Source organism: Flavobacterium sp. (assembly GCF_965262375.1).
Lineage (GTDB): Bacteria > Bacteroidota > Bacteroidia > Flavobacteriales > Flavobacteriaceae > Flavobacterium.
In genome coordinates, this window is the sequence record NZ_OZ253527.1 from 2,661,819 (window position 1) to 2,681,765 (window position 19,947).

The 19,947-nt window shown below is 33.9% G+C and carries 21 protein-coding genes; 17 read left to right on the forward strand and 4 right to left on the reverse strand.

The features are described from left to right. Positions 1 to 89: 89 nt before the first annotated feature. The 17 genes from lpxD to ACQY29_RS12240 all read left to right on the forward strand — a co-directional run bounded on the left by lpxD (position 90) and on the right by ACQY29_RS12240 (position 14,856). Entirely contained in the window at positions 90 to 1,109 is a 1,020-nt protein-coding gene (gene lpxD, locus ACQY29_RS12160) for a UDP-3-O-(3-hydroxymyristoyl)glucosamine N-acyltransferase (protein WP_428225450.1), read from the forward strand. 2 nt (positions 1,110 to 1,111) lie between these two features. Then, positions 1,112 to 2,500: a bifunctional UDP-3-O-[3-hydroxymyristoyl] N-acetylglucosamine deacetylase/3-hydroxyacyl-ACP dehydratase gene (locus ACQY29_RS12165; RefSeq protein WP_428225451.1), complete on the forward strand. Its 1,389-nt coding sequence runs from the start codon at positions 1,112 to 1,114 to the stop codon at positions 2,498 to 2,500. Between the two features lie 77 nt (positions 2,501 to 2,577). Beyond that, a complete protein-coding gene (gene lpxA, locus ACQY29_RS12170; protein WP_428225452.1) occupies positions 2,578 to 3,363 on the forward strand; it encodes an acyl-ACP--UDP-N-acetylglucosamine O-acyltransferase in 786 nt (261 codons plus the stop codon). 24 nt (positions 3,364 to 3,387) lie between these two features. Continuing rightward, positions 3,388 to 3,954 (forward strand): elongation factor P, encoded by a 567-nt coding sequence (efp, locus tag ACQY29_RS12175; RefSeq protein ID WP_428225453.1) that lies wholly within the window; start codon positions 3,388 to 3,390, stop codon positions 3,952 to 3,954. Beyond that, entirely contained in the window at positions 3,954 to 4,895 is a 942-nt protein-coding gene (locus ACQY29_RS12180) for a UDP-3-O-(3-hydroxymyristoyl)glucosamine N-acyltransferase (RefSeq protein WP_428225454.1), read from the forward strand. The genes efp and ACQY29_RS12180 overlap by 1 nt, the downstream gene beginning before the upstream one ends. After that, the gene (locus ACQY29_RS12185; protein ID WP_428225455.1) at positions 4,885 to 5,247 is read left to right on the forward strand and encodes a nuclear transport factor 2 family protein; all 363 of its coding nucleotides are present in this window, start codon (positions 4,885 to 4,887) and stop codon (positions 5,245 to 5,247) included. The genes ACQY29_RS12180 and ACQY29_RS12185 overlap by 11 nt, the downstream gene beginning before the upstream one ends. Before the next feature lie 112 nt (positions 5,248 to 5,359). After that, positions 5,360 to 6,232, forward strand: a complete 873-nt coding sequence (gene sucD / locus ACQY29_RS12190; RefSeq protein ID WP_428225456.1) for a succinate--CoA ligase subunit alpha — start codon at positions 5,360 to 5,362, stop codon at positions 6,230 to 6,232. Between the two features lie 188 nt (positions 6,233 to 6,420). Beyond that, positions 6,421 to 7,833 carry an MBL fold metallo-hydrolase gene (locus ACQY29_RS12195; RefSeq protein WP_428225457.1) on the forward strand — a complete coding sequence of 471 codons (1,413 nt, stop codon included), beginning with the start codon at positions 6,421 to 6,423 and terminating at the stop codon, positions 7,831 to 7,833. A gap of 82 nt (positions 7,834 to 7,915) precedes the next feature. Then, positions 7,916 to 8,107 (forward strand): hypothetical protein, encoded by a 192-nt coding sequence (locus ACQY29_RS12200; RefSeq protein WP_428225458.1) that lies wholly within the window; start codon positions 7,916 to 7,918, stop codon positions 8,105 to 8,107. Next, a complete protein-coding gene (trxA, locus tag ACQY29_RS12205) occupies positions 8,107 to 8,409 on the forward strand; it encodes a thioredoxin (protein WP_428225459.1) in 303 nt (100 codons plus the stop codon). Before ACQY29_RS12200 ends, trxA begins: the two co-directional genes overlap by 1 nt. A gap of 90 nt (positions 8,410 to 8,499) precedes the next feature. Then, positions 8,500 to 8,700 (forward strand): hypothetical protein, encoded by a 201-nt coding sequence (locus ACQY29_RS12210; protein ID WP_428225460.1) that lies wholly within the window; start codon positions 8,500 to 8,502, stop codon positions 8,698 to 8,700. Between the two features lie 250 nt (positions 8,701 to 8,950). Beyond that, positions 8,951 to 9,487, forward strand: a complete 537-nt coding sequence (locus tag ACQY29_RS12215; RefSeq protein ID WP_428225461.1) for an IS1096 element passenger TnpR family protein — start codon at positions 8,951 to 8,953, stop codon at positions 9,485 to 9,487. 81 nt (positions 9,488 to 9,568) lie between these two features. Further along, positions 9,569 to 10,627: a nucleoid-associated protein gene (locus ACQY29_RS12220; protein WP_428225462.1), complete on the forward strand. Its 1,059-nt coding sequence runs from the start codon at positions 9,569 to 9,571 to the stop codon at positions 10,625 to 10,627. A gap of 62 nt (positions 10,628 to 10,689) precedes the next feature. Next, complete coding sequence (gene pepT, locus ACQY29_RS12225; RefSeq protein ID WP_428225463.1) at positions 10,690 to 11,931, forward strand: peptidase T; 1,242 nt, start codon at positions 10,690 to 10,692, stop codon at positions 11,929 to 11,931. An 80-nt stretch (positions 11,932 to 12,011) separates the two neighbouring features. Then, positions 12,012 to 13,100, forward strand: coding sequence for an AI-2E family transporter (locus tag ACQY29_RS12230; protein ID WP_428225464.1), 1,089 nt, complete (start codon positions 12,012 to 12,014; stop codon positions 13,098 to 13,100). Next, the gene (locus ACQY29_RS12235; protein WP_428225465.1) at positions 13,101 to 14,279 is read left to right on the forward strand and encodes a THUMP-like domain-containing protein; all 1,179 of its coding nucleotides are present in this window, start codon (positions 13,101 to 13,103) and stop codon (positions 14,277 to 14,279) included. A gap of 4 nt (positions 14,280 to 14,283) precedes the next feature. Continuing rightward, positions 14,284 to 14,856, forward strand: a complete 573-nt coding sequence (locus tag ACQY29_RS12240) for a hypothetical protein (protein ID WP_428225466.1) — start codon at positions 14,284 to 14,286, stop codon at positions 14,854 to 14,856. On the opposite strand, the gene ACQY29_RS12245 is transcribed toward ACQY29_RS12240, so the two are convergent. From ACQY29_RS12245 to ACQY29_RS12260, 4 genes are all read right to left on the reverse strand, one after another. Then, entirely contained in the window at positions 14,837 to 15,463 is a 627-nt protein-coding gene (locus ACQY29_RS12245; RefSeq protein WP_428225467.1) for a M15 family metallopeptidase, read from the reverse strand. The genes ACQY29_RS12240 and ACQY29_RS12245 overlap by 20 nt on opposite strands. Before the next feature lie 51 nt (positions 15,464 to 15,514). Beyond that, positions 15,515 to 15,823, reverse strand: coding sequence for a hypothetical protein (locus tag ACQY29_RS12250; RefSeq protein ID WP_428225468.1), 309 nt, complete (start codon positions 15,821 to 15,823; stop codon positions 15,515 to 15,517). A 42-nt stretch (positions 15,824 to 15,865) separates the two neighbouring features. Beyond that, the gene (gene rimK / locus ACQY29_RS12255) at positions 15,866 to 17,233 is read right to left on the reverse strand and encodes a 30S ribosomal protein S6--L-glutamate ligase (RefSeq protein ID WP_428225469.1); all 1,368 of its coding nucleotides are present in this window, start codon (positions 17,231 to 17,233) and stop codon (positions 15,866 to 15,868) included. Between the two features lie 67 nt (positions 17,234 to 17,300). After that, a complete protein-coding gene (locus ACQY29_RS12260) occupies positions 17,301 to 19,853 on the reverse strand; it encodes an ATP-dependent Clp protease ATP-binding subunit (RefSeq protein WP_428225470.1) in 2,553 nt (850 codons plus the stop codon). Positions 19,854 to 19,947 lie beyond the last annotated feature (94 nt).

The following is a 19,947-nucleotide window of genomic DNA, read 5'->3' on the forward strand; positions in this document are numbered from 1 at the left end:
ACTTTTAGAAGAAAGCAATCAAGAGATTCTACAATCAAAAGCAACCAAAGTGTTAAATTCAATAAAAAATTTTTACTTTTGCAGGACTTATGAAATTTACGGCTGAGCAAATAGCAGGTATTTTAGAAGGAGAAGTAGTGGGAAATCCACAAGCTGAAGTTTCTAAATTATCTAAAATAGAAGAAGGTGTTGAAGGATCGCTAACTTTTTTAGCGAATCCTAAATATGCCAATTATATCTACGATACAAAAGCAACTATCACTATAGTTAATAACACTTTTGAACCCGAGAATGCTTTAACTACAACTTTAATAAAAGTAGAAGATGCTTATAAAGCTTTTTCTAAATTATTAGAATTTTATAATCAGATAAAGAACAATAAGGTAGGTATAGAACAACCAAGTTTTATTGCCACTACGGCTCATTATGGAGAAAATTTATACCTAGGAGCATTTGGTTATATTGGAGAAAATGTAACTATTGGAAATAATGTAAAAATCTTTCCCAATAGTTTTATTGGAGATAATGTGGTTATTGGAGATAATGTAATGATTTTTGCCGGTGCTAAAATCTATTCAGAAACTGTTATCGGAAGTCATTGTACCATACATTCTGGTGCAATTATAGGCGCTGACGGTTTTGGTTTTGCTCCTAATGAAAACGGAGAGTACTCAAAAGTACCACAAATTGGCAATGTAATCATTGAAGATCATGTAGACATCGGTGCTGCTACTACTATCGATAGAGCGACATTAGGTTCTACAATTATCAGAAGAGGTGTGAAATTGGATAATCAAATCCAAATAGCTCACAATGTAGAAATTGGTAAAAATACAGTTATTGCATCACAAACAGGTATAGCAGGTTCTACAAAGATTGGAGAAAATTGCATGATAGGTGGACAAGTAGGAATTGTAGGGCATATTACGATTGGAAATGGCGTGAAAGTACAAGCGCAATCTGGCATTGGAAGAAGTCTGAAGGATGGAGAAGTGGTTCAAGGAAGTCCTGCCTTGCCGTATAGTGATTTTAATAAATCGTATGTGCATTTTAAAAATTTGCCAAAAATAGTTACAGAACTAACAGAACTAAAAAAGAAAAATAAATAATCATGGTTAAACAAAAAACAATCCAATCAGAAATTACTTTAAAAGGAGTTGGATTACACACAGGTAAAGAAGTGACAATGACTTTCAAACCTGCACCAGTAAACAATGGTTTTACGTTTGTACGTGTTGATTTAGAAGGACAACCTATCATAGAAGCTGATGCTACATATGTAGTAAATACGCAAAGAGGAACTAATTTAGAAAAATTAGGCGTTATGATTCAAACGCCTGAGCATGTTCTAGCAGCATTAGTAGGTTGTGATTTAGATAATGTTATAATCGAATTAGATGCATCCGAATTACCGATTATGGATGGTTCATCTAAATATTTTGTTGAGGCAATTGAAAAAATTGGCATAGTTGAACAAGATGCAGAACGTTATGTATATGTAGTTAAAGAAGTTATTTCGTATACGGATGAAGCTACTGGAAGTGAAATTACAGTTATTCCTTCTGAAGAATATTGTGTTACCGCTATGGTCGATTTTGGAACCAAAGTATTAGGCACTCAAAATGCTTCCATGAAGCACATTTCAGATTTTAAAAATGAAATTGCTGATTGTCGTACGTTTAGCTTCTTACATGAGCTAGAAATGCTATTAGAACATGGTCTAATAAAAGGAGGTGATTTGAATAATGCTATTGTTTATGTTGATAAAGAATTATCTCCAGAAACGATGGATAAGTTAAAAGTTGCTTTTGGTAAAGAAGAAATTTCAGTTACGCCAAATGGTGTTTTAGATAATTTAACATTACATCATCCTAACGAAGCGGCTCGCCATAAACTGCTTGATGTTATTGGTGATTTAGCTTTGATAGGGACAAAAATTAAGGGTAAAGTTATTGCTAACAAACCTGGACATTTTGTCAATACGCAATTCGCAAAGAAAATTGCTAAAATCATAAAAAATGAGCAACGTAATAATGTACCTGTTTATGATTTGAATAAAGAGCCATTGATGGACATCCATAAAATCATGGCCATGTTACCACACCGTCCACCATTCTTGTTAATTGACCGTATTTTAGATATGACAGAAACACAAGTGGTTGGTCTGAAAAATGTGACTATGAATGAGGATTTCTTTGTAGGACATTTTCCTGGTGCACCTGTAATGCCAGGTGTTTTAATTGTTGAAGCCATGGCACAAACTGGAGGTATTTTAATATTAAGTACAGTTCCAGATCCTGAAAATTACTTGACTTACTTTATGAAGATAGACAATGTGAAGTTTAAACATAAAGTATTACCAGGCGACACCTTGACATTTAAGTTGGATTTATTATCGCCTATACGCAGAGGAATTTGTCATATGCAAGGATACACCTTTGCTAATGGTAAATTAGTGGCTGAAGCTGAGTTAATGGCTCAAATTGTAAAGAAACAATAAGTTAAAAAAGTTTATGGTTTTTGAGTTTACTTAAAAAAAGTAAATCCTAAAACCTCAAATACATAAACAAAGAAAAGATGAATCAACCCTTAGCATATGTACACCCTGGAGCTAAAATAGCTAAAAATGTGGTGATCGAGCCTTTTACAACTATCCATAACAATGTAGTTATCGGAGAAGGTACATGGATCGGATCAAATGTTACCATTATGGAAGGTGCAAGGATCGGAAAAAATTGCAATATTTTCCCAGGAGCTGTAATTTCTGCGGTACCACAGGATTTAAAATTCGGTGGTGAAGACTCATTAGCAATCATTGGCGATAACACAACCATTAGAGAGTGTGTTACCATCAATAGAGGAACAGTTGCATCAGGACAAACTGTTATTGGTAATAATTGCTTAATCATGGCTACAGCTCACGTGGCACACGATTGTCATATTGGAAACAATGCAATCATAGTAAATGGTGTAGCACTAGCAGGTCACGTAACTATAGGAAATTATGCTGTAGTAGGTGGCTTAGCAGCTGTACATCAATTTATTTCCATTGGTGATCATGCTATGATTTCAGGCGGTTCTTTGGTTCGTAAAGATGTTCCCCCTTACACTAAAGCAGCAAAAGAACCTCTTTCGTATGTAGGGATAAACTCAGTAGGTTTAAGAAGAAGAGGATTTACCACTGAAAAAATTAGAGAAATTCAAGATATTTACAGAATTTTATATCAAAAAAATTATAATACTTCGCAGGCATTGGCTATCATTGAAGCTGAAATGACCGCTACTCCTGAGAGAGATGAAATTCTAGATTTTATTAGAAATTCATCAAGAGGTATTATGAAAGGATACACAGGAAGCATTTAATAAATTTAAGTTATATCATACAAAATGGCAAGTACAGCAGATATTAGAAACGGATTATGTATTAAATACAATCACGATATTTTCAAAATCGTTGAATTCTTACATGTAAAGCCTGGTAAAGGTCCAGCTTTCGTAAGAACAAAATTAAAATCTTTAACTTCAGGAAAAGTATTAGATAATACTTTTTCTGCAGGTCACAAAATTGATGTAGTTCGTGTGGAAACACATACTTTTCAATATTTATACAATGAGGGAACTGAATTCCACTTCATGAACCAAGAATCTTTTGAACAAATCACTTTAAATAGAGATATTTTAGATGCTCCAGATTTATTAAAAGAAGGAACTACTGTAATGGTTCAAATTAACACGGAAACAGATATGCCTTTATCTGTAGATATGCCTGCATCTGTAGTATTAGAAGTAACCTATGCTGAGCCAGGAGTAAAAGGAAACACAGCTACTAATGCTACAAAACCAGCAACTGTAGAAACTGGTGCATCGGTAAATGTACCTTTATTTATCAACGAAGGTGATAAAATTAAGATTGACACAGCTACTGGAGCTTACATGGAGCGTGTGAAAGAATAATGAAGTTTCCTAAATCATATACTTTACACGAAATTGCATCTCTCATCCATTGTCAATATGTGGGAGATGCAAATTTTCCTATTTTAGGAATGAACGAAATACACGTTGTTACTCCAGGTGATATCGTTTTTGTAGACCATCCTAAATATTATGACAAAGCCTTACAATCTGACGCAACTATCATACTTATTAATAAAGAAGTAGTTTGTCCAGAAGGAAAAGCCTTATTAATTTCTGATGATCCTTTCAGAGATTTTAATAAACTTACGCGTCATTTCAGGCCATTCCAATATGCAAATGTAGCAATTGCAGATTCTGCTCATATAGGTGAAGGAACTTTAATTCAACCCAATTGTTTTGTTGGTCACAACGTTCAAATAGGTCAAAACTGTATTATACATTCCAACGTTTCTATTTACGACAATACTATAATTGGTGACAATGTAATCATTCATGCAGGAACAGTGCTAGGCGCTGATGCTTTTTATTATAAAAAACGACCTGAAGGATTTGATCAATTGTTGTCAGGCGGTAGAGTTATTATCGAAAACAATGTGGGCATAGGTGCACTTTGTACTATTGATAAAGGAGTTACAGGGGATACCACCATAGGCGAAGGAAGTAAATTAGACAATCAAGTACATGTAGGTCACGATACTATTATTGGAAAAAAATGTTTAATAGCTTCTCAAACTGGCATTGCAGGTTGTGTGGTCATTGAAGATGAAGTAACCTTGTGGGGACAAGTAGGAACCACAAGTGGAATTAAAATTGGTTCTAAAGCTGTGGTTATGGGACAAACCGGCGTAACCAAATCTATTGAAGGAGGTAAAACTTATTTTGGCACCCCAATAGAAGAATCTCGCGAAAAGTTAAAGCAACTGGCTAACGTAAAAAAAATACCTGAAATTCTAAATAAACTCAACAAAAATGAAGGTTAAAAAATTTATTAAGGACTTCTATACCTCAGACGCGCTTTACAACGCTGATTTATTAGAGCAGTATATTCATCCCGAAATTACTTTGGAATGGTACAGCAGTAAAGGTTTTCTTAAAATGAAAAAGAAAGACATTTTACTATTAGCTCATGAATTAGAAAGAAATTACAAAATGATGCGTACTGAGCTTACCCATGTTATAAAGGATGACAACAGAGTTTCTATCCGATACAAACACTATGGTAACACTATAGAAAACCCTAATGAAGAAGTTTTATTAGCCTCATTTATGGTTATTTGGGAGTTGAAAGATGATAAATTATTTTACGGTTATCAAATGAGTCAACTTTATTAATACTTTGATTTCGTTTTCTTATAAAATATTTTAATTCTTAACTTTCAAACTACAAGCAAAAGAATTACTTTTGCATCACAAAGTTTTATACATAACAAACAATACACAAATTATGAGTGTTTTAGTAAATAAAGATTCAAAAATAATTGTACAAGGTTTCACTGGAAGTGAAGGTACTTTCCACGCTTCTCAAATGATCGAGTACGGAACAAATGTTGTAGGTGGTGTAACTCCAGGTAAAGGAGGTTCAACTCACTTAGATCGTCCAGTTTTCAACACCGTAAAAGATGCTGTAGATCAAGCAGGTGCTGATACTTCTATCATTTTCGTACCACCCGCTTTTGCGGCTGATGCTATTATGGAAGCTGCAGATGCAGGTATCAAAGTAATCATTTGTATTACTGAAGGTATTCCTGTTGCTGATATGATTAAAGCTTACAACTACATCCAAGGGAAAGACTGTCGTTTAGTAGGTCCTAACTGTCCAGGTGTAATTACGCCTGAGGAAGCAAAAGTAGGTATCATGCCAGGTTTCGTTTTCAAAAAAGGAAATATTGGTATCGTTTCTAAATCAGGAACATTAACTTACGAAGCTGCTGACCAAGTAGTACGTCAAGGTTTTGGTATCACTACAGCTATCGGTATTGGTGGTGACCCTATTATTGGAACAACTACAAAAGAAGCTGTAGAGTTATTAATGAACGATCCTGAAACACACTGTATCATTATGATAGGTGAAATCGGTGGTCAATTAGAAGCTGATGCTGCTAAATGGATCAAAGCTGATGGTAACCGCAAACCAGTGGTTGGTTTCATCGCTGGTGAAACAGCTCCTAAAGGACGTACAATGGGACACGCAGGTGCAATTGTAGGTGGTGCTGACGATACAGCTGAAGCTAAAAAACGCATCATGAGAGAAAATGGAATTCACGTAGTTGACTCTCCTGCTGAAATTGGTAAAAAAGTAAAAGAAGTTTTAGGTTAATTTTTGAACTTATACTATCCTATAAATGCATAATCAAATGATTATGCATTTTTTTTTAACTTCAAAAGTCAATTCTACTCAAAAAAAACTCATTTTAAATTACTTTTCTAAGTTTCAGAGTTATAAATGATTAAAATCAGATATTCATAAAAAAATATGTGTTATTTTTGTATTCCAAATTTACAAAAATGCAAATAGAACAGATTTACACAGGTTGCTTAGCACAAGGTGCCTATTATATCACCTCAAATAAAGAAGCTATTATAATAGATCCACTTCGTGAAATTCAACCGTATTTAGACCGTTTGAAACGAGATAATGTAAAACTAAAATATATTTTTGAAACCCACTTTCATGCCGATTTCGTCTCGGGACATTTAGACTTGAGCAAAGCCACAGGAGCACCAATTGTATTTGGTCCACAAGCAACGCCTCATTTTGATGCCATAATTGCACAAGACAATCAAATTTTTAACATCGGAAATATCCAAATAAAAGTCCTACATACTCCTGGTCATACTATGGAGAGCAGTACTTTTTTGTTAATTGACGAAAATGGAGTTGATCATGCCATTTTCTCAGGAGACACCCTTTTTATTGGTGATGTAGGTCGCCCAGATTTAGCACAAAAAGCGGCAAATAAAACTCAGGAAGAATTAGCATCTATCCTATTTAAATCTTTGCGAACTAAAATTCTACCCCTAAACGACAATATTATTGTTTATCCTGCTCATGGTGCTGGAAGTGCCTGTGGTAAAAATATGAGTAAAGAAACTTCTTCTACTTTAGGAGAACAAAAAAAATCAAACTATGCGCTTAGAATAAACATGTCTGAGGAAGAATTTATTCATGAAGTTCTTGACGGATTAACCCCTCCCCCTTCCTATTTTAGAATGAATGTAGCACTTAACAAAACAGGTTACACAAATTTTGAACAAGTTTTAAAAAATAGTTTAAAATCTTTTGATGCCTTAGCATTCAAAGAAATGATAGAAAATACAGACGCCTTAGTACTAGACACGCGTACCGCTGATGATTTTTATAAAAATCACATCCCGCAATCTATAAACATTGGTTTATCGGGTGATTTTGCACCTTGGGTAGGCACCTTAATTGCCGATGTAAAACAACCTCTTTTATTGATTTGTCAAAAAAACAAAGAAGAGGAAACCATAACTCGTTTGAGCCGAGTAGGTTTTGATAATGTATTAGGTATCTTAGAAAATGGCTTTGAATCATGGACAAATGCAGGTTTAGAGACCGATTCAGTCCACCGAATAACAGCGGAAACATTTGCTGAACAAATCAGTTCAGGCAATCATAAAATTATTGATGTAAGAAAAGAAACCGAATATGCAGCTAAACATCTTGAAGAAGCATATAACAAACCTTTAGCTTATATAAATGATTGGATTAACGAATTAAATCCAAAAGAACATTTTTATCTTCATTGTGCGGGTGGCTACAGAAGCATGATGGCAGCATCAATACTTCAAGCAAGAGGCTATCGTAATTTTACAGAAATCGAAGGTGGTTTTGGAGCTATTTCTAAAACAGAACTACCTACAACTGATTTTGTTTGCCAAAGTAAAACACTATAAAACCAACTAATTATCAATAAAAGGCATTTAAAAATCATGCTGACAATTTAAGAAAACGACCAACAATAAAATTTCAATTTCAATGAAAAATCTATTCAAAGAATGGCATTTTATGAGATTAGCACAACTCTCATTTGGAATCCTATCCATATTTCAAGCTTTTGATGCTAAACAATGGGGCTTTCTACTTTTTGCAGGCTTCTTTTTATACAAGGCTATATTCAATAAAGGTTGTCACAATCAAAACTGTTCAATAGATCAAAATACTAAATAATGACCGACTCATTTCAAAACATAATCAATTCATCGAAACCCGTTTTAGTTGATTTTTTTGCCACTTGGTGCGGACCTTGTCAAGTGTTAGGTCCAATTCTAAAAGAAGTAAAAGAAACTCTAGGTGACAACATTGCAATTATTAAAATTGATGTAGATAAAAACCAAAGTTTAGCCACATCCTATCAAGTTAAGGGAGTTCCAACCTTAATCCTATTTCAAAATGGAAAACAATTGTGGAGACAATCTGGTGTGCTTCAAAAAAACGAACTTATTGCAATAATTAATCAAAAAAGACTATAATTTTTTGTTAAAACAAATTTTCTGCATAGAAATTGATAGTATATTTGAGTTACAAGATTTAAAATATAAATCATCAAATTAGATATCCGTATGAAAAAATTAATCTCAACTTTAACAGTAGCTACTTTTTTGTTCAGCGCTGGAACTTTTGCACAAGAAGCTAAAACTGAAACAAAAGAAAAAGCAAAATGCGAAAAAGCTTGTTCTAAAAAAGACAAAAAACACTGCACAAAAGAAGAAAAAAAAGCTTGTGCTAGTGAAAAAAAAGCTTGTTGTGCTAAAAAAGCTTAATCAAAATAAAAAGGCTGATCTATTTTTTTGGACAGCCTTTTTTATTGTCAAAATATCTGAATACCTATAGGAAATGATTTTAATACATCCTATTCTCAGACTATTCTCAGAAAATGAGTTCAACTTTTAGAACACTTTCTTTTTTTATCTCCTAAATCCTTTTTTAAAAAATTGTTAGCAACAAATCCGAAAACTAAAATCTAAAATCTAAAATTATCTGTAACTTTGACCCTCTCAAATAAGTTGCAATATGATTTACAAATTCAGAGTCATTCTTGACGCCGAAGAAGATGTATTTAGAGACATCGCTATAGAAGAAAATGATAGTTTAGAAGATTTACACAATGCCATCGTAAACGCTTTTGGTTTTGACGGCATGGAAATGGCAGCATTCTATACTTGTGATGACCAATGGACCCAAGACCAAGAAATCCCTTTGTTTGATACTGGTGACAACCCTGGTGAAGGCTTAACTATGGCCGATTACATCTTGTCTTCTACTTTTGATAGAGAAAACACTAAAATTATATACGTATACGATTTCTTGAATATGTGGACCTTCTTCGTTGAATTAGCTGCTATTGAAGAAGCCGAACAAGGTATTGCATACCCTGATTTATTATTTTCACACGGTATTTTGCCGCTAACCGCACCTGATAAAGAATTTGACGCTGATAGTGACGATATTTACAGTGATTTTGAAGATGATTATGACGAAGAAGACTTCGATATGTTTGAAGGTGACGATTCGTTCAATGATTACGGATTTGAAGAAAATTGGAACTAACTTTCAGTTCCAAGTTTAAAGTTTAAAGTTGCAGTAAGACAACTTGAAACTTGAAACCTTAAACAAAAACAATAAAAAGTAATGATAAACCTATTTAACGCCCAGATAGAAAACCTCTCCATTCACCGTGTAGGGAACAAAAGTCGCAATGAAGCCATCTTCTTGTCAGAACAACCTTATGCCTTGAATGATGAAATCATGCCATTATTGAAAGATTTTTTCTTCAAACCTTTCAGAGAAAAAGAAGAAAATTATTATCAATTTGCACATGATGTAGATTTAGAATATAATGAAATGTACAATTTGGCATCTGAAATTTTCAACAATCCAAGTCAAGTACATGAAACTTCAAAAAAAATAACCAAGCACTTATTTGAACAATCAAATCATCCGCATATTAAAAACGGGGAAGTCTATGTAGCTTATATGACTAACGTATCTATCGATAATAAACCCGTGGATGTAATAGGTGTTTTCAAAAGTGAAATCAAATCTGATTTTCTCCAATTTGAAGAAAATGGAAGTAATTTAGACATGATTTTGCAACAAGGAATAAGCTTGCAAAAACTTGACAAAGGTTGTTTAATCTTTAACTACAAAAAAGAAGAAGGCTACAAAATCTTAACCGTGGATAGTAATCGTTATGATGCTCGCTATTGGTTAGAGCACTTTTTAAGTGTTGATGCTTTCCAAGACGAAAATTTCATGACTAAGAAATACTTGAAATTTTGTCAAGATTTTGCCAAAGAAGTCGTTTTACCTGCTGAAGATAAGAAAGAAGAGGTTTTATTCATGAACCGTGCAGTTAATCACTTTGCTAAAAACGATACTTTCGAAGAAACGAAATTCTTAAATGATGTTTTAGACAATCCTGATTTGATTTCTGAGTTCAAAAACTACAAAGAAGATCGTGGAGAAAAATACAGTATCGAAGATTTGACGGACTTCCCTATTGCTAATCAAGCGGTTTCAGATGTACGCAGAAAAATGAAAAATACGATTGAATTAGACACAAATATTCAAATCAAATTAGACTTCGTTAATCCTGAAAGTGCAGAAAAATTTGTCGAAAAAGGTTGGGACGAAGAGCGTCAAATGTATTATTATTTAGTATATTTCAACAAAGAACAAAAATCATAAATTGACTAATCCCCTTCAACTGTTGGGGATTCTTTTATAGTAACCACTAACCAAAATTTAAAATGCAACATATTATTGATCGTTTTATCAGTTATGTAACTGTTGACACGGAAGCAGATCCAAATTCTGTAACTACGCCTAGTTCTGCAAAACAATGGGATTTAGCAAATAAATTAGTCGAAGAATTAAAAGCTATCGGTTTACAAGATGTGAGTATTGATGACAAAGCCTATATACAAGCTACTTTACCTTCGAATATTGAAGAAAAAGTACCAACTATTGGGTTCATTTCACATTTTGATACGACTCCAGACTTTACAGGTGCTAATGTAAAACCGCAAATTGTACCTAATTATGATGGTGGTGACATTATTTTGAATGAAGCACAAAACATCGTATTATCGCCTTCGTATTTTGAAGATTTATTGTTATACAAAGGACAAACATTAATAACAACCGATGGTACCACCTTATTAGGAGCTGATGATAAAGCTGGAATTACAGAAATCATCACAGCTATGGAATACTTAATTCAAAACCCTCACATCAAACACGGAACTATCAAAGTAGGTTTTACTCCTGATGAGGAAATTGGTCGTGGTGCTGACTTTTTTGATGTTGAGAAATTTGGTTGTGACTGGGCATACACCATGGATGGTAGCCAAATAGGTGAGCTAGAATATGAAAATTTCAATGCTGCAGGGGTTAAATTAACATTTAAAGGTAAGAGTGTACACCCAGGCTATGCGAAAGGTAAAATGATCAATGCCATGCTTTTAGCCAACAAATACATTTCAAAACTTCCTAAAAAACAAGTTCCAGAACGCACCACTGATTACGAAGGATTTTTCCATTTGGTAGACATCAAAGGAAGTATTGAGGAAACTACTGTTCAGTTAATTATACGCGACCATAGCCGTAAGAAGTTTGAAAAACGCAAAAAATTAGCACAAAAAATCGCGGATAAAATCAATGCGAAGTATCAAAAACAATTTGGTGGCGATATTGTAAACATTGAAATTAAAGACCAATATTACAATATGCGTGAAAAAGTAGAACCGATGATGCATATTGTAGATGTTGCTGAAAAAGCAATGAAAAACTTAGGGATTACCCCTATAATCAAACCAATTCGTGGAGGTACGGATGGTTCTCGATTATCGTATATGGGTTTACCTTGTCCGAATATATTTGCAGGGGGACATAATTTTCATGGAAAATATGAATATGTTCCTGTAGAAAGTATGCAAAAAGCAGTTGATGTTATTGTAGAAATCGTGCAATTAGTAGCGAAACAGAAATAAACAAAAAATTAAACTTTCAATTGACAGAAAATCCTGAGTTTTGCTCAGGATTTTTTATATTAGTAACTAAAAAACTAAAAATGACTAGCAAAACAATTGCCAATGGAATCGTAAGAGCCGTAGTAACACTTTCACTTTTGGGTCTCGGACTATTTTTTTTATATAAAATACAAACAGTAATTATTTACATAATTATTTCACTATTGCTAACCATGGTAGGCTCACCCATCATGGATTTTCTGAAACGCAAATTTAAGTTCAAAAACACTTTAGCAACCCTAACCGTTTTAAGTATTTATGCTTTAATCCTATTCGGTTTTTTTGTAATGTTCATTCCTTTAATCAATAGCCAAGCTACCCATTTTTCCTTGTTAGATAGCAAAGCTTTCTCTATACAAATGCATCAATTAATTGATGAACTTAAAAGTTTTCTTGAAACGAATGGCATCAATACAAATCAATTGCTAGACAAAAACAATATCACCAAATTTTTCAATTTCAATTTTATTTCTATTTTCCTAAATTCATTGCTCAATGCCATTAGCAATTTAGGCATGGGCATAGCCTCGTGTTTTTTCATCACTTTTTTTATGTTGAAAGACCGTATAATTTTCACTAGACTTTTCAGAAAAGCTATTCCTAACAATTACGAAGATCAAATTTTGAACTCTTTAGAAAAAATTGACCATCTCTTATTACGATATTTCAGTGGAATTTTACTCCAATTACTTATTGTTTTTATCTTATATTTTGTGGTATTACTTATTTTTGGAGTCGAAAATGCTATGATTATTGCCTTTATTTGTGCCATACTCAATATTATCCCATATGTAGGACCACTAATAGCTAGTATTTTAGCCCTAGTACTCACATTACTAGGCGATTTTAACGGTGTGGTCACCCCTGAAATGTTGTATAACGCTGTTTATGTTTTAATAGGATTTTTTGTTGTACAATTTATAGACAATAACTTTAGTCAACCCATGATATTCTCTAATAGTACCAATTCACATCCTTTGGAAATATTTTTAGTAATTTTGATTTTTGGGTTTCTTTTTGGCGTAACAGGCATGATAATCGCCGTTCCTTGTTATACCATTTTGAAAGTAATTGGTAAAGAATTTTTCCCGAATAACAAATTTATACATTCGTTAACTAAAGATTTATAAATGAATTTTGATTTATTAAACACTAAAGTACAAGAGTTCATCGATCAATCATTAATGCTCAATTTTACGAAAGTTGCATTAATGAAAAATCCGTTTCCTGAAATCCCTTGGAATGAAATTTTAAATCAAATTGCGTCCAAAGCAAAAGCAAAAGATAAATTACCCACTTGGTACCATAAAAAAAACATCATTTTTCCTAGTAAATTATCTGTAGAACAAACCTCATCCGAAGTTACTGCGCAATATAAAGCAAGCTTAATTTCTGGAAAAACACTTGTTGATTTAACTGGTGGTTTTGGTGTGGATGATTATTATTTTTCTAAAAATTTTAACCGACTTATTCATTGCGAATTAAAACCCGATTTACACGAAATTGTAAAACATAATTTCTGCAATTTAGGTGCTAAAAACATCGAATGTTTTCAGGGTGACAGCCATAAAACACTTGAAAACTTACAGCAACATTTTGATTGGATATATATCGATCCATCCCGAAGAAGTGATGCTAAAGGCAAGGTATTCATGCTAAAAGACTGTTTACCTAACGTACCAGAACATTTAGACTTTTATTTTCAATATAGTGATAACATCCTCATAAAAACCGCCCCAATTTTAGATATCACAGCGGGTCTAACCGAATTACGTCATGTTAAAGAAATACAAATCGTAGCACTTAACAATGAAGTAAAAGAATTGTTGTGGTTTATTGAAAAAGATTTTAATGAAAGCCCTAAAATTGTGGCTGTAAATTTAACCAAATCCGCAAACGAAACTTTTGAATTTACTTTAGGAAAAGAAAACTTCTCATGCGAATATACTTTACCCAAAACCTACTTATACGAGCCCAATAGCGCCATCATGAAATCTGGGGCATTTGATCTGATTTGTAGTCTATATCCAGTAGCTAAACTTCATAATTTTTCACATTTATATACTAATGAAACCCTAATTGATTTTCCAGGGAGAAGTTTTAAAATCAACCAAGTATTCGAATACAACAAATCGGAAATGAAAACCCATTTGGAAAACCAAAAAGCTAATATTACCACACGCAATTTCCCAGAAACTGTTGAAAACATTAGAAAAAAATGGAAAATTAAAGATGGGGGAAATCTGTATACTTTTTTTACTACTGATTTGAATACCAATAAAATTGTATTACTTTGCGAAAAAATTTAAAAAAATGAAAATTTTATGCACCCTATTTTTAACACTCCTCACTACTACCCTCATAGCACAAAAACCTTGCGAATTAGCTACCAATGTTATCGATTCGATAGGAACTTTAAAAGAAACTAAAACCTGTGTGATGTATGAAAAAGTATTTGGTGGAAAAACAACTTTAATTTCAATTTCTTTAGCATCAGATAATGGAACCCCAGTTTTAAAGCTTCAACACATTCAAAAAAGTAAAGATTTTGAAATGCCTAAATGTTTTGACAAAAGTTCGAAAATCATTTTCCAATTAAGCAATGGAAAAGTCTACACTATGGTTTATGGAGAAAATGATAAATGCGACCAATTAATTTATAATGAAAAAGAAAAATTGAACAACCGTTATGTAGAAGGCAGTTTTCTATTTTTAAAAGATGATTTTACAGAATTGACTAAATTTCCAATTAGTTTTATGCGTATCCGTTATGCCGGTGAAAATACAGATTATGTTGTCAAAAAAGAATTAGATTGTGAAACTTTAATAGAAACACATTTCCCTGCCAATTTCTTTATTGATAATTTCAATTGCATTGCCAATTAAAGTTAGATAAATCTGTTTTTTTTGATCCCACTAAATTATAATGCCACCATTCTGAATCATACGATTCAAAATGGTGTTTTTGCATTATTCCTTTTAAATATTTTCTGTTTTTAAGAATTTTTTTAGGTAATTCCAGAAATAAATGAGAGGCCTCTGGACCAAAATGATCAAAATCTGTCCCCATATTCAGCTCTTCTCCATCAGCATTGACTAACGTAATATCAACTGCCCCTCCTCTATTATGAATAGACCCTCTGGTTGGATTTGCTACATAATTAGCATCAGGTACAATATCCCACATTTTTTTCTGGACAGACAACGGGCGATAACAATCAAAAAGTTTAATGCGATACCCTTTTTTTTGAAACTCTTTATTAGCCTCTATCAAGTGTAATGCCGTTTTATAACGTAACAAACACGATGGACAATCGTAAACTTTAGTTTTCAAAAAATTTTGATCCGTCGCATATTTCATATCATACACAAACTCCTTCGATAACTCTTGGATATTTACAAATGTAGTATCCGAAATTATTGTTTTTTTTTCCTCAATTTGAGCAAAACAAGCAACCGAAAACAAAAAAAGACTAAAATTTAAAAATCGCATTAGTATTAGTTATGAATCGAGAAATTGAATTTCAAAAATACAGATTAGTTATTATAAACCACGTTTCTTTTCCAAATGATTTACGTAAAGCCAAGTCAAGGTAAATGTGGGAATAATATCAACGAAAGGCAAAATTTCTTCTAAAAATTCGATACTACCAGCAATTTTACCAATATTTCCCTTATACATACGGCTCAAAATTATCCCTGAAATGGGAGCCCAAATAAAATCAATGGCTTCCGCAAATCCAGGAAAAACGTATGAAAGCAACCCTATTAAATCGAAAAAGATACTCAAAAAAAGTTTAAAGGTAGTTGCCTGTTTTACTTGTTGATCTACAACTGTTACGTTTGATTTCATTTATTTAGTTTTTTAACCACACAACAAATATGATGCCTTATCTTAAATTTTAAAATTTTTCTCAATAGCTTTAATCATTTCACCAGCAATATCCTTATGGGTAGCTCCTTCTATACCTTCTAAGCCTGGAGAAGAATTTACTTCTAATAAAAGTGGTCCTTTACTAGAACGAATAATATCAACACCTGCTACTTTCAAATCCATTGCTTTTGCCGCTTTGATGGCAATTCTCTTTTCTTCGGCGGTGACTTTTATAACACTTGCTGTGCCGCCCATGTGAATATTCGCTCTAAATTCACCAGGAGCAGCCTCTCGTTGCATCGCGGCTACGACCTTACCGTCTACTACAAAAAGACGTAAATCCTTGCCGTTAGCCTCTTTAATGAATTCTTGTACTAAAATATTGGCATTTAAACTTTTGAAAGCATTAATAACAGATTCTGCTGCTTTTTTTGTTTCTGCTAAAACCACTCCTTTTCCTTGAGTGCCTTCTAAAAGTTTGATGATAAGCGGGGAACCACCTACCATTTTTATCACATCGTCAGTGTCTAAAGGGGAGTTTGCAAAACCTGTTGTAGGAATATCTACTCCGCTTTGTAGTAATAATTGCAATGAAAACAACTTGTCTCTAGACTGGGTGATTGCCGCAGCCGAGTTTAAAGTAAATACTTTCATAGCTTCAAACTGACGAATTAGCGTACAACCATAATAGGTAATACTAGGACGAATTCTAGGAATTACAGCATCAAAATTATCTAAAACGCGCCCCCCACGATAATGGATTTCAGGAGTTGTAGCATCTAATTTGATGTAACATTCTTTAATGTTTAAAAATTCCATTTCATGTCCACGAGCTTCTCCCGCTTCCATAATGCGTCTATTGCTATATAAATTAGGATTACTGGCTAAAACGGCTATGCGCAATTTAGAAGCAGATTCTTTGCTAACATGGTAGCAATCTTTGATTTCATCAAAAGAAGGTTGTCCTAAAAGGTATTTTTCTTCGGGATCCACTAGCATTTTACCCACCATAGCTTCACGCCCTAAAAGCATACGGAACCCCATGGAGTCGCGGTTTGCTAGGGTCATTTCGATGGAAAAACGGTCGTCACCTATTTTTAATTCGGTTTTAATGACATAGCGTTGTTCACGATAGCCACTGGAACTTTTTACAATGCGTTTATCAATCAATTTTGCTTCGCAATGACGCACTATCTTTACATTGTTTTGCAAAGGATTTACATCAAATTTAACCCAATCTTCACCATTTCTTGAAAAAGGGATAATATTTGTAGCATGAATTGCTGATGTTTTTGCCCCAGAATCGACACGGGCTTTTGTAAATGGGATATCTAAATCAGGAAATGAGCACCACTCTTCACTTCCTATAATAGCCTTTTGAAACGACATATATGAGTTGCTTTCTTATTATTTCTTTAGTCGAATGTACATTTATTTTTTTGAAAAAAAAAGCCTACTAATTAGTAGGCTCTTGAGATTTCTTAACTTTTACAGTCAGTTCCTGTAAGTCGGTATTCAAGTCCATCAGAATCACATCGCCTTCATGTATCTTGGAAGTGATGATTTCTTCTGCAAGGGCATCTTCCACATATTTTTGAATGGCTCTTTTTAATGGACGCGCACCAAATTGCTTATCAAAACCTTTTTCTGCTATAAAAGCTTTCGCTTCGTCACTCAGTTCTAGGTTGTAGCCTAATTCTTTTATACGAGCATATAATTTTTGCAATTCAATATCAATGATTTTATCAATATCTTCTTTTTCTAAAGCATTGAAAACAATCACATCGTCAATACGATTTAAGAATTCTGGTGCAAATGTTTTCTTTAAAGCACTTTCTATAACTCCTTTTGCATGTTCATCTGCTTGTGCTTGTTTAGCCGAAGTACCGAATCCTACACCTTGTCCAAAATCTTTTAACTGACGTGCTCCTACGTTAGAAGTCATGATGATGATGGTGTTTCTAAAATCGATTTTTCGTCCTAAACTATCGGTTAAATAACCATCGTCTAAAACTTGTAACATCATGTTGAACACATCGGGATGCGCTTTTTCAATTTCATCTAACAACACCACACAATAGGGTTTGCGACGCACTTTTTCAGTCAACTGACCACCTTCTTCATACCCTACATAACCTGGAGGTGCTCCTACTAGACGTGAAATAGCAAATTTCTCCATATATTCACTCATGTCAATACGTACCAAAGCTTCCTCAGAATCAAACAATTCTTTCGCTAAAACTTTTGCTAATTGCGTTTTTCCAACCCCAGTTGAACCAAGGAAAATGAAAGAACCAATAGGTTTGTTCGGGTCTTTTAATCCCGCGCGATTTCTTTGGATTGCACGAGCAATTTTTTGAACCGCATCTTTTTGACCAATAACTTTTTTCTCAAGAAATTCAGGTAAATGAGCCAGTTTGTTACTTTCTGTTTGCGCAATACGATTCACAGGTATACCCGTCATCATTGACACTACATCAGCTACATTATCTTCCGTTACTTGAATGCGGTTGTTTTTAGAATCTTCTTCCCATTGTTCTTGGGCAATGGCTAATTCTTTTTCAATGCGCTTTTCGTCGTCACGTAGCTTAGCAGCTTCTTCGTATTTCTGACGTTTCACCACGGTGTTTTTCAGTTCACGAACTTCATCTAATTGACGCTCCAAATCCAAAATTTGTTTTGGTACGTTTATGTTTGTTATATGTACTCGAGAACCCGCTTCATCTAACGCATCAATAGCTTTGTCTGGAAGGAAACGGTCACTCATATAACGTTCCGTTAATTTCACACAAGCTTCAACGGCTTCAGGTGAGTACACAACACTATGATGGTCTTCGTATTTTCCTTTAATATTATTTAAAATTGTAATGGTTTCTTCAATAGACGTTGGGTCTACAATTACTTTTTGGAAACGTCGTTCTAGCGCCCCATCTTTTTCAATATATTGGCGGTATTCATCTAAAGTAGTAGCACCAATACATTGTATTTCACCTCTAGCTAAAGCGGGTTTAAACATATTAGAAGCATCTAACGAACCTGTAGCTCCTCCAGCCCCTACAATCGTATGGATTTCATCTATAAAAAGGATGATGTCGTCGTTTTTCTCTAACTCATTCATCACCGCTTTCATACGTTCCTCAAACTGTCCGCGGTATTTGGTTCCTGCCACTAAAGATGCTAAATCTAAAGTAACTACTCTTTTGTTATAAAGAATTCTAGAAACTTTCTTCTGAATGATGCGTAAAGCTAACCCTTCGGCAATAGCTGATTTACCCACACCAGGTTCTCCTATTAGCAATGGATTGTTCTTTTTTCGTCTACTTAAAATTTGAGACACGCGCTCAATTTCTTTTTCGCGACCTACCACAGGGTCAAGTTTTCCTTCTTCAGCCATTTCGGTCAAATCACGTCCGAAATTGTCTAAAACTGGTGTTTTTGACTTCTTGTTGGTCTTACTACTGGCAGGATTGGAAAGATTCCCTTGTCCAAAGCTGTCATCTTGTCCTGAATCGTCTCCTCCATAGGAAGATTCGTTTTTAGGAAAGTTGTCTTGATAGTCTTCTTCGTTTGGCATCATAGTTAAATATTGTTCTTTGGCGGTATCGTAATCTAATTTTAGTTTATGTAACAATTTGGTAGTCGGGTCATTTTCATTGCGTAAAATGCACAATAATAAATGCGCCGTGTTGATAGTTGCACTTTGAAAAACTTTTGCTTCTAAAAAAGTGGTTTTCAAGGCACGTTCTGCTTGACGTGTTAAGTGCAAGTTTTTCTTCTCATTTCCTGAAATCGGATTCGGATTGGCAGGACTTAAAATTTCTACTTTACGGCGTAAATGTTCTAAATCCAGCGACAAGTTGTTAAGTATGTGAATGGCCGAGCCATTACCGTCTCTCAAAATCCCAAGCATAAGATGCTCAGTCCCAATGAAATCGTGACCCAAACGCAATGCTTCTTCTTTACTGAAGGTAATTACATCTCTAACTCTTGGTGAAAAATTATCATCCATATGGCTAATATTAGTAATTGTAAATATAATAATTTAAGATTCGAAATGCAAAAAACATTCCAAATACCTTGTGTTGTCAGGCTAAATGACAAAA